Genomic DNA, 12,940 nt, shown 5'->3' on the forward strand with positions numbered 1-12,940 from the left:
CGCGCCGCATCGCCAGACGAGGTCCGCCATGCTGCAATTCGAAACCGTCACCATCGACAAACCCGAGGCCGTGAACTTCATCCTCGGCCAGTCGCATTTCATCAAGTCCGTCGAGGACATCCACGAGACGCTGGTCGGTACCGTGCCAGGCATTCGTTTCGGGCTCGCGTTCTGCGAGGCATCGGGCAAACGTCTCGTGCGCCGCTCCGGCACCGATGCGGAACTCGTCGAGCTCGCGTGCCGCAACGCCCTTGCGATCGGCGCCGGTCACGCGTTCATCGTGTTCCTCGGCGACGGTTTCTATCCGGTCAACGTGCTCAATGCGATCAAGGCCGTGCCGGAGGTCTGCCGGATCTACTGCGCGACCGCGAACCCGACCGACGTGATCGTCGCGGAAAGCGCGCAGGGGCGCGGGATCGCCGGTGTTGTCGACGGCTTTCCGCCGCTCGGCGTCGAAAACGACGACGACGTGCGCTGGCGCAAGGATCTGCTGCGCACGATCGGATACAAGGCGTAGGCGCGGGCCGCCGGTGCGGCCGCGGCGCATACATCGAGCTTCCGCCAGGGCCTGCCCTGCAGACGTGGCCGCATCGCCGATGCGGACCGCGTCTCCCGGCCCTGCGAAACACGAAGAAAAAGCGGTGGGATCAAAGGCGCGACCGCGGTCAGGATTTCAGGTCGCTGAGTTGGCTGACCGTTAGTTGCAATCTCGAGAACAGGATTACGCTCCCGATGGCGACGCGCCGGCCACCCGGCTGTCCTATACTGGCCGCAACAGACCGACCGGCAGCCAAGCCGACACGACGACCGCGCCGCCGCCCCCTTCCCGGAGCCACGCATGCATTACCAGCTGATCTACGAACTCGTCGACGATTACCTGTCGCGGCGCGAACCGTTCCGCGCCGAACATCTCGCGCTTGCACAGGCCGCGACCGAGCGCGGCGAACTCGTGCTCGCCGGCGCGCTGTCGGACCCGGCCGACCAGGCCGTACTCGTGTTCGAAGGCGATTCGCCGGAGGCGGCCGAGTCGTTCGCGCGCGCCGATCCGTATGTGCAGAACGGCCTCGTGAAATCGTGGCGTGTGCGTCCGTGGCGCGTCGTGATCGGCAAGCACGCGCCGCGCTAGCCGCGACGCAGGACTACAGCCACCCTGCCCGCTTGAATCGCCACCACAGCGCGAAGTCGGCGACGACCATCACCGCGATGCAGCCGTAGAAGCCGTATTTCAGGTGCAACTCGGGCATGTTCGCGAAGTTCATCCCGTAGATGCCGGCAATCATCGTCGGTATCGCGAACAGCGCGGCGAACGAACCGAGCCGCTTCGTCACTTCGTTCTCGGCCAGCGAAATCATCCCGAGGTTGACCTGGATCGCCGTGACGACCATCTCGCGGCGACCTTCGATCGTCTTCACGATCCTCTGCAGATGGTCGTACACGTCGCGGAAATAAGCCGCCATCCCGCTGCAGACCTGCGGCACGCGTCCGCCGGTGAGTTTCGCGAGCGGTTCGATCAGCGGCGCCGTGTGCTGGTACAGCGTCACGAGCCGGCGCTTCAGCGAATAGAGATCCTCGATGATCGCGCGCGACGACGCGGGCGTGGCCTTCGCGAAGATCCGATCCTCGAGTTCCTCGAGCTCGGTGCCGAGCGTTTCGAGGATCGGGAAATAGCGGTCGACGACCTGGTCCATCAGCGCGTAGAACACGAACGCCGAGCCTTCCCGCAGCAGATGCGGCTCGTGCTCGCAGCGCTTGCGCACGTCGCGGAAATCCTGCTCGGTGTGATTGCGGATCGACAGCACGTAGTTCGGGCCGACGAACACGTTCAGCTCGCCCACCTTGAATTCGCCGTCGTCATCGAGCTCGACCGTATGCAGCACCGCGAACAGCGAATCGCCGTACTCCTCGATCTTCGGCCGCTGGTGCCCCTTGCGGGCATCCTCGAGTGCGAGCTCGTGCAGCCCGAACTCCTCGCCCATCAGGTCGATTTCCTCGGGTGTCGGATCCTTCAGCGCGACCCACACGAAGCATTCGGGCTTCGACACGTAGTCGCTGATGGCGTCGATATCGATGTCGGCCAGCTTGCGGCCGTCCTGGTATGCAGCACAGTTGATCAGCATGGTGTCTCTGATGTTGCGGTTTGCGCATCAGTTTACCGGTTTGCTGCGCGGGCGGCCCGGCTTGCGCGGCACGACGATATTGGTCATGATCGGGCTGCGTGCGCCGCAGCACGCGCACCAGGACACTGCGGCCCAACCGTCAAGGAGACAGACCCATGTGGTATTTCTCGTGGATACTCGGCATCGGCGTGGCGCTCGGCTTCGGCATCATCAACGCGATGTGGCTCGAGGCGGAAGTGTTCTCGCGCGGCGACACGCGCAACGGTGCGCCGAGCCCGCAGCCGGGAGGCAAGGTTTCGTGACGCACCTGGTGTTCTTCTGCGGTCACGCCGGCACCGGCAAGACCACGCTCGCGAAGCGGCTCATCGGGCCGCTGATGCGCGCGACCGGCGAGGCCTTCTGCCTGCTCGACAAGGACACGCTGTACGGCCGCTACAGCTCGGCCGCAATGGGTGCGCTCACCGAGGATCCGAACGACCGCGACAGCCCGCTCTACCTGAAGCACCTGCGCGATCCCGAATACCAGGGCCTGCTCGACACGGCCCGTGAAAATCTCGCGCTGGGCATCGGCGCGCTCGTCGTCGGCCCGCTGTCGCGCGAAGTGCGCGATCGCCGCATTCTCGACCGCGCATGGCTCGGCATCTCCCCCGACGTCACGCTGACGGTCGTCTGGGTCTACACGTCGGAAGACGTCGCGCACCAGCGGATCGTCGCGCGCGGCAACCCGAACGATGCCTACAAGCTCGCGCACTGGGACGAATACCGGCAGCGCCGCTTCGTGCCGACCGGCCACGAATGCGACGGCATCGTGATGTTCGACAACACCGCGCCATCCGACGCCGACATCGATACGCTGCTGTACCGCATCGCGCCGCCTCCGCCTGCGGCGACGATCGTCCCGCCGCTGCCGGCCTGATCGCCCCTCCTGTTCGTTCCCGCAAAAAACAACGCCGGAAGCGCTGCTGCGCTCCCGGCGTCGTACGGCCCTCGTGCCGGAGGCTGGCGGACGGTCAGGCCACCGCGTGCACGCGCTCCATCGTGCCGCCTTCGTACAGCTTGCCGAAGCGGTTCGACAGGAACGCCTTCAGCGACACCTTTTCCTGCGGGATGAAACCGCTTTGCGGCAGCTTCTTCTCGCGGAACAGATCCAGCACCGCGCACATCGCGCCGGCCGTCGTGATCTGGATCGCGCTCATGTGCATCCCGCACACGTCCTTCGCGAAGATCTTGCGCGTGAACACGTCCTGCACCAGCTGGCCGTCCTTCACGCCCGTCACGGTGATGAACACGAGCACGACGTCCTGCTTCGTCGACGGCACCGCGCGGCGCATGATCGACTTCAGCGTGTCGCGATCGGTCGACAGGCGCAGGTCCTCGAGCAGGAACTGCACGAGATCGCGGTGGCCCGGGTAGCGCACCGACTTGTAGTCGAGCGTCTCGACCTTGCCCGACAGCGTCTCGCACAGCGTGCCGAGGCCGCCCGACGTGTTGAATGCTTCGTATTCGGTACCGTCGAGCGAGAAGTGCTCGAGGCCTTCGAGCGGCTGCACCCACTGCTTGCGGCCATCGCGGATCGCTTCGCACGGCTGGCAGTATTCGTTGATCAGGCCGTCGACGCTCCACGTCAGGTTGTACTTCAGCGCGTTGGTCGGATACTCGGGCAAGGCGCCGACGCGCATCTTCACGTCGCGCACTTCGCTGAAGCCGTTCACCAGTTCATGCGCGGCGAGACCGATGAAGCCCGGGGCGAGGCCGCACTGCGGCATGAACGCACGGTCGGAGCCTTCGGCCAGCTCGCGGATCGCATGGGTCGCACGCACGTCTTCGGTCAGGTCGAAGTAGTGGACGCCTGCAGCCTTCGCGGCGGCGGCAACGTTGACCGCGAGGTAATAAGGCAGCGCATTGACGAGCGCATCGAAACCCTTCACTGCTTCGCGAATCGCGTTTGCGTCGGCCGAATCGACCCGTTGCGTCGCGATGCCTTCGCGCGACAGCTTCGCGAGCGCATCCGCATCGCGGTCGAACGCGACGACTTCGTAGTCGCCCGTTTCACGCAGCATGTGAGCAATGGTGTGGCCGATCAGACCTGCGCCGACGATGGCGATTTTCATGCGCTTATCTCCTGATGATGGGTGTGATGTAGTGGACGGCGTCGAGCCATGAACACAGTTTAGGGACGCGCAAAATCAGTTCCAAGACGAAGAATGATGCGAAACGACCGATAATTTCGACGTTACGACGACACATTTCGTCGAAACGTCGAAACGAGGTTTTTTCACCCGTTACGGGCCGGCCGTGACTGGCCAAAGTCTCGCGAGCCGGACTGCATGCCGACTACACGATTGCCGAGGTGGCATCGCATGCAATCCCTGCCCGCCGAACGCACGCCGCACTAGCTGAACAAGGTGCCCGACGTCGCGCTGTCGCTCCGGATCGTCAAGATCATGTCGACCACGGTCGGCGAAACCGGCGCGGACTATCTCGCGGTCAACGTGGAGCTCGGCCGGATCGTCACGCGCATCGCGATGGCGTCGCGGCTCGCGATTGCGTTGTGGATGCAGTTGCGTACGCACTGCGATGTGTCGTGGATCTGCCAGCCAACGGTGGTGCTGGTCAACATCGTCGGTACGCGGATCGCCGACCTGCTCATCGTCGAAGTGAACGTCAGCCTCCACGCGAGCGCGACGATCAACGCGGCGCGCTCGCGGCGATCTTCATCGTGCGGCATCGCGTTGAACGCACGCTGTCTATCGACACGATCGTCACACCGCAATGCGAGCGGCTCTATGTCGGGCCGATACGGCAGCGCAACAAGCGCGGTGCAACGAACACCGCGCCTGAACGTCAGCCGCCGATCGTCCCGCGATCGATCTTGCGCGACAGGATGATCGACGTCGTCGTGCGCTCGACGCCTTCGAGCGTGCCGATCTGGTCGAGCAGGTCGTTGAGCCGTTCGGGCGAATCGGCGCGCAGCCATGCGACGTAGTCGTACTCGCCGCTCACCGCGCACAGCAGCTGCACTTCGGGCATCCGGTCGAGCTTGCGCAACACGTCCTTGCCGAACTTCGGCGTGAGGATGATGCCGACATACGCGTAAATGCTCGCGTCGAGCACGTCCTGCCCGAGCCGGACGCTGTAGCCGGCGATCACGTTGGTACGTTCGAGCCGCGCGATGCGTGCGACGACCGTCGTGCGCGCGACGTCGAGCTGGCGCGCGAGATCCGCGACGCTGGCACGCGCATCGGCCTGCAGCAGCGCGACGAGTTGCCGGTCGAGATCGTCGAGTTGGTCGAGGCGGGGTGGACGCATGAGGCTGGGCCGGGGCACGACGTGCCGGCAAAGTGGAAGGTGACGCGATGATAGCGCCGAACGCCGGCCTGCCCAAACCGCATCGCCCGGAACCGATTCGAACCTTTCAATTTCGATTCGTATCGGATGTAAGCAAGTGTCGCATTCACTGCTGCGCCGCACTCAACGTGCTACTAATAGCTGGCGATGCGAGATGCGTGCTTGCGGCAATTGCCGCCGCGCCCGCTCGCCAGACACCACCCCGGAGAGCCAACCATGAAGAAAATCTCGCTCACCCTCGCTACGCTCGCCGTTGCAGCCAGCGCGTTCGCGCAAACCCCGGCGCAGCCGCAAGCGCCCGCTCAGGCCACGACGACCGCAGCCGCGGCTTCGGCCCCGACCGCCGAGCAGCGCGAGGCGCGCCATGAAGCCCGCGTCGAGCAGCGCATCAAGTACCTGCACGACCAGCTGAAGATCACGTCGGCGCAGGAGCCGCAGTGGAAGACGTTCGCCGACACGATGCGCGGCAACGGCGACACGATGGGCCGCCTCTATCGCGAACGGATGGCCAAGCACGACGTCTCCGCACTCGACGACATGAAGCAGTATGCGGAACTGTCGCAGGCGAACGCGGACGGCGCGAAGAAGCTCGCCGACGCCTTCGCACCGCTCTACGAGAGTTTCCCGGCCGACCAGAAGGCACTGGCCGACACGACGTTCCGCAGCTGGCTGCACCACGGCGGCGAGCATCGTGGCAAGGGCAAGACAAAGGGCAAGGAAGGCAAGGCGGCAGCCGCGCCGGCTGCCAGCGCACCCGCGCAACCCTGACGCCCGCCCTGCCGGCGCCGCCGGCACCGCACACGGCCCGTCCGGGCCGAACGGCACCGCTACAGGCGACCGGCGCGTCACACGGCGCGCCGGATTCGGGATAAGCTCCCGGCTTTTCCCGCACTTCCCCGCCATGCTCGAACTCAAGCACATCGACCTGCGTACCGATCCGCAGGCCCGTCGCGTCGTCAAGGACGAAACCGTCGCCGTTTCCTTCGCGGACGCCGACGGCGAACTGATGAGCCTCGAAGGCCCGAACCGCTATGTGGCGGGCGACGCGCTGATCACGGGCTCCACCGGCGACCGCTGGGTCGTGTCGCGCGCGCGCTTCGACGCCAAATACCTGCCCGCCGATCCGGCACTCGCACACGGCGCACCGGGCGCCTACCGGAACCGGCCGGCCGTCGTGCTCGCCCGCCGGATGGACGAGCCGTTCACGATCGCCCGCTCGGAAAACGGCGACACGCTGCGCGGCGTCGCCGGAGACTGGGTGATGCAATACGCGCCCGGCGACTACGGTGTCGTGCAGGCGCAGCGCTTCGCGCAGGTCTACCACGACGCGTGACGCGTCGTGCCGGCATCGCGCCGGCGCGAACGATCACGCAAAGTCTTCGTCGAGCTCGAGTTCGGCGTCGCGCTCGACGGCCTCGCCGGCCGCGTGGCGCTCCTCGAGCGACCCGAGCATCGCTTCCGTATACGCATGCAGCACCGCATGGCTGCGCGCGCGCTGCATCGGCTTGAGCGCCAGATAGCGCGCGAGTGCCGCCGGCACGATGCGGATATCGAGCGTCATCCGCTTCGGCGTCGCGCCGAAACGCATCGCGAGCCAGTGCACGGACAGGAACCGCCCGCGCGCGTCGCTGCTTTCGGCGAAACGCGTCTGCTCCGGAAAGAGATCGCAGATCACGCGTGCGAGCGCGTCGAATTCCGCGCTCTGGCATTCGATCAGATAGTCGTCCATCCCGTCTCTCCCGTCAGGCTGCCGATTGCGACGGCCGGCACGCCTTCACCAGCACGACGACCAGAAGCGCGGCCAGCACGAAATACGCGGCCTCGACCCAGCCGGCCGGCAGCACGCGCACCTGGTACAGCAGCGCCGGCGCGGCTGCCAGCGCATGCAGCACGATCGCGAGCGGCAACACGCCCGCGCGGCCGGCGCGCACGCCGCGCCAGACCAGCACCGACAGCGCAAGCTGCAGCACGAACGCCGCGCAGCGCTCGAGCAGCAACAGCAGGATCGACTGTGCCGACAGCGTCGCGAGCATCACGTGCAGCCGCACGACGGTATCGCCCGGCAGATCGGCGAGCTGGGTCTCGAGCTGGCCGCGGCTCGCGAGCCACGCGAGATACGACCACTGGCCCCACACGAGTACGCCGACGAACCACGCTTCGGCGCCGCCGTGGCCGATCCCGTAGCCGATTCCGCGGCTGTCGCCGGCCGACGCGCCGTAGCGGCGGTTCAGGAAACGCATCCCGAGATAACGGCCGGCTTCCTCGAACACGGCGGTCGCAAGCGCGCTGTACGCGACGAACGCGAGCGGCTGCGTGAGCCAGCCGTCGGGCGGCGTCTGGCTCAGCACGAGCCCGTGGAATGCGCGTTCGAGGATCATCGCGAACAGCGTGAAGACGGCCACGCCGACGATCGTGTCGCGGCGGTTCAGCGCAAGCGGCTTGCGCAGGATACGGAAGAGGACGAGCGGCAGGAGCGCGATGATCAGCGTGGCGGCGATCAGCACCGCCAGCGTGACGGGGGCGACAGTCATGTATTTCCTTGTTCGGGGCAGCGCACCTGACGCGCTGCGTGCCCCGAATGATACTCAGCTTGCGGTCGACGCGCGCACAACCAGCTCGCCGGGCAACAGCGAGACGCGTACGTCGCCCGCTGCGCCGTCGATCCGCTCGTGCACGAATTCGACGGCCTTGTAGCCGATTTCGTAGGTCGGCTGCCGGATCGTCGTGATACCGATCAGCTCGGCCCATTCCGGATCGTCGATCGACAGCAGCGCCGCCTTTTGCTGCCATGCGGCGCCGAAGCGCGCGCGCAGGTGGCGCGCGATCGCGAGCGCGACCGGCGCGTTCGCGGCGAACAGCGCCGCACGCACGCCGCGCCGTGCCGCGTCGTCGATGCGGGCATCGATGTCGGCGAACGCCGCCGCGGTCGCATCGGGCTCGTTCAGGTCGAGCACGACCGTCGACGGCACCGTCAGCCCGCGCGCGCCGAGTGCCGCGCGGAATGCGGCCTCGCGCAGGCGCCGCGAACTGACGCGCTCGAACGGTTGCACGACGAAATGGATTGCGTCGAAACCGTGTTCGATCAGGTGCGCGAGTGCCGTCTCGATCGCGTCGGCGTTGTCGAGGCCAATCAGGTCGGCCTCGAAGCCCTCGACGGTCCGGTCGACGAGCACGGCCGGGATGCCGGCCCCGCGCAGCGGGCGCAGCACGTCCTCATCGGCGCCGAGCGCGTTGACGATCAGCCCTTCGACGCGGTAGGTCGTGAGCAGCTGCAGGAAGCGGCGCTCCATCTCGACTTCGTTCGCCGCGTGACAGATCAGCGGCATGTAGCCGAGCGCCTGGCAGGCCGCCTCGACGCCTTGCAGCACTTCGACGGTATAGGGATTGGTCAGGTCGGCTGCGAGCATGCCGAGCAGCCGGTTGCGGCCGCGCTTGAGCCCGCGCGCCATCTGGTTCGGCCGGTAGTTGAGCCGCGCGATTGCCGCTTCGATCCGCTGGCGCAGATCGGTGGACAGCACGTGCGTCTCGCCGTTCAGGTAGCGCGACACGCTGGTTTTGCCGGTGCCGGCTTCGCGCGCGACATCGCTGATCGTCGCCGGACGCGTTGTGGTTGGTTGCGAATCGGTCACTGTCGTGCCTCGCGACGTTCGATCCGCGCCGCGTCGTGAGCAGACGGATCTTTGTTGTTGGAAACGTAAGCCACCCGGTGGAATCTCCTGTCGATCAGCGTTAGCGCTTCAGCGCTTACGCGGATCCCATGCTTCGCGGTCGATCAGCGTCCGCCCTTCACCGCTTACGCGGATCCCATGCTTCGCGGTCGATCGGCGCCGGCGCGTCGGCACCCGCCCCGGTCACGTGCACAAGCAGTCGGCCGCACCGGACCTGGCGCGGATACCCGTCGCGAGACGCCGCAGGCAGCGCTGCCGTGCCGTCGATACGACGCGCGGGGATCATAACGCAGCCAGCCCTCCGGCACCAAGACCATCGACTCTAACGAAGCCGCCCGTCCGCCGGGCGGGCACCTGCTCGCGGTCGGCCCGTTACCCGCCGCGGCTCAGGCGCGTGCGAGCGCATCCGGATTGACGAGATTCGTGCGCAGCGTGCCGGCCAGCGCGCCGACCAGGTTTTCCGCGGCGCAACGCGCCATCGCGTGGCGCGTCTCGTGCGTCGCCGAGCCGATATGCGGCAGCGCGACGACATTCTTCATCTGCAGCAGCGGCGAATCCGCGGCCAGCGGTTCCTTCTCGAACACGTCGAGCCCCGCGCCGCGGATCGTACCCGCGCGCAGCGCATCGATCAGCGCGGCTTCGTCGACCACCGGCCCGCGCGATGCGTTGATCAGGATCGCGCCGCGTTTCATCTTCGCGAATTCGGCCGCGCCGATCAGGTGGTGCGTTTCGGGCGACAGCGGCACTTGCAGGCACACGAAATCCGCTTGCGCGAGCAGTTCGTCGAGCGTCACGCGCCGTGCGCCGTACTGCGTTTCGGCTTCCGCATGCGCGGACCGGTTCGCATACAGCACCTGCATCCGGAAACCGAGCGCCGCGCGGCGCGCGACCGCGCCGCCGATCCGCCCGAGCCCGACGATGCCGAGCGTCTTGCCCTGCACGTCGGTGCCGTACAGGTCGGGGCCGATGCTGCGATGCCAGTGGCCTGCCTTCACCCACTCGGCCAGCTCGACCACGCGTCGCGCGGACGCGAGGATCAGCGAGAACACCGTATCGGCGGTCGATTCGGTCAGCACGTCCGGCGTATGCGCGAGCACGATCCCGCGCCGCGTGAGATCCGCGACGTCGAAGTTGTCGTAGCCGACCGAAATCGTCGACCACGCCTTCAGCCGCGGTGCGCGGTCGAGCATGTCCGGCGTGACCTTCAGGCTCGCGCCGATCGCGCCGTCCGCGTCGCCGAGCGCATCGGCGAGGGCTGCGGCGCCGTCGGCCTGCACGACGTCCGCATGCTCGCGCAGGTACGAGAGGACGTCATCGGGCAGCGGCTTGTACGCGACGATACGGGGCTTCATCTGATTCATTTTCCTTGCAGCGGCGCCGCGAGCGGATGCGTATCGGGCGCCTGGGGTTTGACGGACAGCGTGAGGATCACCGCGGCGACGAGCGCGGCGCTCATGAACGCGTACGACGCGACGGGCGAGCCGGTCGCACCGTTCAGGTAGCCGACGAAGTACGAGCCGACGAACGAGCCGAGCGCGCCCATGCTGTTGATCAGCGCCATCGCGCCGCCGGCGACGTTCTTCGGCAGCAGTTCCGGGACGATCGCGAAGAACGGGCCGTACGGCGCGTACATGGCGGCACCGGCCACGACCAGCAGCGCATACGAGATCCAGAAATGCGACGAGCCGAGGGCGTACGATGCGGCGAACGCGGCCGCGCCGATCAGCAGGAACGGCCACACGAAGCCACGGCGCGAACCGACCTTGTCGGACGCCCACGACGCGGCGAGCATCGCGATCGTCGCGGCGAGATACGGCAGCGCGGACAGCCAGCCGGTCGCGACCATCCCGAGGTCGGAGCCGTTCTTGACGATCGACGGCAGCCACAGCACGAAGCCGTACACGCCGATGCTCCAGCAGAAATACTGTGCGCACAGCTTGATCACGGCCGGCGAGCGGAATGCCTCGCCATAGTTGCGCACGGGCTTGATCGCCGCCTGCTCGGCCGCGAGCGCGGCGTCGAGGTCGCGTTTTTCCTGTGCGTTGAGCCACGGCGAATCGGCGGGCTTGTCCTGCACGAGGAACCACCAGCACACGGCCCAGAGGACGGCCGGCACGCCTTCGGCGATGAACATGTGGCGCCAGCCGAATTCATGCACGAGATAGCCCGAGACGATCGACATCCACAGCACGGTGACCGGGTTGCCGAGGATCAGGAACGTGTTCGCGCGCGAGCGTTCGTTTTTCGTGAACCAGTTGCTGATGTAGATCAGCATCGCGGGCATCACGGCCGCCTCGACGACGCCGAGTACGAAGCGGATCGCCATCAGCGACGGGATGTTGCTGACCACGCCCGTGAGTGCCGCGCAGGCGCCCCACAGGATGAGGCTGACGAACACGAGCTTCTTCACGCTGCGGCGTTCCGCATAGATTGCGCCGGGGATCTGGAAGAAGAAGTAGCCGAGGAAGAACAGCGCGCCGATAAGCGACGACAGGCCCTTGCTGATCCCGAGGTCCTGGTTGATGCCGGCTGCGGCGGCGAACCCGTAGTTCGCGCGGTCGAGGTAGGCGAGGCTGTAGGTGATGAAGACGATCGGCATGATCGTCCACCAGCGGCGGGCAGCGAGTGTATTGGCCATCAGAATGTCTCCTGTGTCGATCGGAGTTAGCGCTTTAGCGCTTACTCCGATCCCATGCTTCGCGGTCGACCAGAGTTCGCGCTTCAGCCCTTACTCCGATCCCATACATGCACGACGAAATGAGTCCGCGGATTGTGCCGTGTCCGGCCTCTCATTGCGCGGTGAAGGTTTCCTCTAAGCGATCGGCGTGATTGGTGACGTTTTCGAATCGATCGAGCGCGGCACGGGTCGGCAGCCCTTCCGAGTCGCCGATCACCTGGATCGCGAGCGCGCCGATGCGGTTGCCGCGCGCCACGGCCTGTTCGATCGTCTTCCCTTCCAGCAGCGCGCTGACCACGCCGACCGCGAAGCCGTCACCGGCGCCGACCGTGTCGACGACGTTCCGCACACGCTCGCCCGCCACCGTTCCGTCACGGCCGTCAGCCGTCCGGTAATACGCACCTTCGGCACCGAGCTTGATCACCACCGCGCGCGCACCTTGCGCGAGATAGAAGCCCGCGATATCGGCCGGCGTGTCGTGCCCGGTCAGTTGCCGCCCTTCGGCGATGCCCGGCAGCACCCAGTCGGCGAGCGACGCAAGCGCGTTCAGCGTCTTCGCCATCACGTCGGCGGACGGCCACAGCGTCGGGCGCAGGTTCGGGTCGAACGAGATCGTCTTGCCGGCCGCGCGCATTTCGCGCGCCAGCTTGAACGCGAGCTCGCACGACGTCGCGGAGATCGCCGGCGCGACGCCCGTCAGGTGCAGGTGGCGCGCGCCGAGCACATAGTCGGCCACGTAGTCGTCGCACGACAGGTGGCTCGCGGCCGAGCCCTTGCGGAAATACTCGACGGTCGGGTCGCTGCCGTCGTCGTTGCGCGACTTGAGCTGAAAGCCGGTCGGGTAGCGCGGATCGACGGTCACGCACGATGCGTCGATGCCCTCGCGCGCCAGCGTGTCGAGCACGTAGCCGCCGAACGAATCGCGGCCGACGCGGCTCATCCAGCCGACCCGGAAGCCGAGCCGCGACAGGCCGATCGCGACGTTCAGGTCGGCGCCCGCGATCCGCTTCGCGAATTGCGTCGCATGCGCGAGATGACCGGGCTCGGTCGAGACGAACATCGCCATCGCTTCGCCGTAGGTCACGACATCGAGTGCTGCTTTCATGAATGAACTCTCCAGGATCCTTCCG

Annotated in this window: 16 protein-coding genes; 7 read left to right on the top strand and 9 right to left on the bottom strand. The window is 66.7% G+C overall.

Going from position 1 to position 12,940, the window contains the following annotated elements:
* Positions 1 to 28 precede the first annotated feature (28 nt).
* Together ACTJLD_RS02590 and ACTJLD_RS02595 are read left to right on the top strand one after the other, a co-directional pair.
* A complete protein-coding gene (locus tag ACTJLD_RS02590; protein WP_091923283.1) occupies positions 29 to 517 on the top strand; it encodes an adenosine-specific kinase in 489 nt (162 codons plus the stop codon).
* A gap of 321 nt (positions 518 to 838) precedes the next feature.
* The gene (locus ACTJLD_RS02595) at positions 839 to 1,126 is read left to right on the top strand and encodes a YciI-like protein (protein ID WP_021160928.1); all 288 of its coding nucleotides are present in this window, start codon (positions 839 to 841) and stop codon (positions 1,124 to 1,126) included.
* Between the two features lie 13 nt (positions 1,127 to 1,139).
* Here ACTJLD_RS02595 and corA read toward each other — a convergent pair whose 3' ends face one another.
* A complete protein-coding gene (gene corA / locus ACTJLD_RS02600; RefSeq protein ID WP_027787325.1) occupies positions 1,140 to 2,117 on the bottom strand; it encodes a magnesium/cobalt transporter CorA in 978 nt (325 codons plus the stop codon).
* A 155-nt stretch (positions 2,118 to 2,272) separates the two neighbouring features.
* Here corA and cydX point away from each other — a divergent pair, with 155 nt between their 5' ends.
* Both cydX and ACTJLD_RS02610 read left to right on the top strand, forming a co-directional pair.
* Positions 2,273 to 2,419: a cytochrome bd-I oxidase subunit CydX gene (cydX, locus tag ACTJLD_RS02605; RefSeq protein WP_440657903.1), complete on the top strand. Its 147-nt coding sequence runs from the start codon at positions 2,273 to 2,275 to the stop codon at positions 2,417 to 2,419.
* Positions 2,416 to 3,033 carry an AAA family ATPase gene (locus ACTJLD_RS02610; RefSeq protein WP_027787323.1) on the top strand — a complete coding sequence of 206 codons (618 nt, stop codon included), beginning with the start codon at positions 2,416 to 2,418 and terminating at the stop codon, positions 3,031 to 3,033. Before cydX ends, ACTJLD_RS02610 begins: the two co-directional genes overlap by 4 nt.
* 94 nt (positions 3,034 to 3,127) lie before the next feature.
* Here ACTJLD_RS02610 and ACTJLD_RS02615 read toward each other — a convergent pair whose 3' ends face one another.
* Positions 3,128 to 4,228: a saccharopine dehydrogenase family protein gene (locus ACTJLD_RS02615; protein WP_011352168.1), complete on the bottom strand. Its 1,101-nt coding sequence runs from the start codon at positions 4,226 to 4,228 to the stop codon at positions 3,128 to 3,130.
* Positions 4,229 to 4,561: 333 nt separating this feature from the next.
* Here ACTJLD_RS02615 and ACTJLD_RS02620 point away from each other — a divergent pair, with 333 nt between their 5' ends.
* Complete coding sequence (locus ACTJLD_RS02620) at positions 4,562 to 5,005, top strand: hypothetical protein (protein ID WP_440657904.1); 444 nt, start codon at positions 4,562 to 4,564, stop codon at positions 5,003 to 5,005.
* Here the strand turns inward: ACTJLD_RS02620 and ACTJLD_RS02625 are convergent.
* Complete coding sequence (locus ACTJLD_RS02625) at positions 4,962 to 5,426, bottom strand: Lrp/AsnC family transcriptional regulator (RefSeq protein ID WP_006481526.1); 465 nt, start codon at positions 5,424 to 5,426, stop codon at positions 4,962 to 4,964. The two genes, ACTJLD_RS02620 and ACTJLD_RS02625, sit on opposite strands and share 44 nt — an antisense overlap.
* A gap of 255 nt (positions 5,427 to 5,681) precedes the next feature.
* On the opposite strand from ACTJLD_RS02625, the gene ACTJLD_RS02630 reads away from it, so the two are divergent.
* Together ACTJLD_RS02630 and ACTJLD_RS02635 are read left to right on the top strand one after the other, a co-directional pair.
* Positions 5,682 to 6,233, top strand: coding sequence for a Spy/CpxP family protein refolding chaperone (locus tag ACTJLD_RS02630; RefSeq protein WP_027787322.1), 552 nt, complete (start codon positions 5,682 to 5,684; stop codon positions 6,231 to 6,233).
* Between the two features lie 133 nt (positions 6,234 to 6,366).
* A complete protein-coding gene (locus ACTJLD_RS02635) occupies positions 6,367 to 6,798 on the top strand; it encodes a PGDYG domain-containing protein (RefSeq protein WP_301827072.1) in 432 nt (143 codons plus the stop codon).
* 33 nt (positions 6,799 to 6,831) lie between these two features.
* On the opposite strand, the gene ACTJLD_RS02640 is transcribed toward ACTJLD_RS02635, so the two are convergent.
* The 6 genes from ACTJLD_RS02640 to ACTJLD_RS02665 form a co-directional block, all read right to left on the bottom strand.
* On the bottom strand, positions 6,832 to 7,194 hold the full coding sequence (locus ACTJLD_RS02640) for a DUF3022 domain-containing protein (protein ID WP_050015466.1): 363 nt from the start codon (positions 7,192 to 7,194) through the stop codon (positions 6,832 to 6,834).
* 13 nt (positions 7,195 to 7,207) lie between these two features.
* Complete coding sequence (locus tag ACTJLD_RS02645) at positions 7,208 to 7,996, bottom strand: YhfC family intramembrane metalloprotease (protein WP_222215034.1); 789 nt, start codon at positions 7,994 to 7,996, stop codon at positions 7,208 to 7,210.
* 54 nt (positions 7,997 to 8,050) lie between these two features.
* The gene (locus ACTJLD_RS02650) at positions 8,051 to 9,094 is read right to left on the bottom strand and encodes a LacI family DNA-binding transcriptional regulator (protein WP_027787319.1); all 1,044 of its coding nucleotides are present in this window, start codon (positions 9,092 to 9,094) and stop codon (positions 8,051 to 8,053) included.
* Between the two features lie 425 nt (positions 9,095 to 9,519).
* Entirely contained in the window at positions 9,520 to 10,485 is a 966-nt protein-coding gene (locus ACTJLD_RS02655; RefSeq protein ID WP_440657907.1) for an NAD(P)-dependent oxidoreductase, read from the bottom strand.
* 5 nt (positions 10,486 to 10,490) lie between these two features.
* Complete coding sequence (locus tag ACTJLD_RS02660; protein WP_021160915.1) at positions 10,491 to 11,771, bottom strand: MFS transporter; 1,281 nt, start codon at positions 11,769 to 11,771, stop codon at positions 10,491 to 10,493.
* A 151-nt stretch (positions 11,772 to 11,922) separates the two neighbouring features.
* Positions 11,923 to 12,915, bottom strand: a complete 993-nt coding sequence (locus ACTJLD_RS02665) for a sugar kinase (protein WP_440657909.1) — start codon at positions 12,913 to 12,915, stop codon at positions 11,923 to 11,925.
* Positions 12,916 to 12,940 lie beyond the last annotated feature (25 nt).

Source organism: Burkholderia sp. 22088, from assembly GCF_052045915.1.
GTDB lineage: Bacteria > Pseudomonadota > Gammaproteobacteria > Burkholderiales > Burkholderiaceae > Burkholderia > Burkholderia cepacia.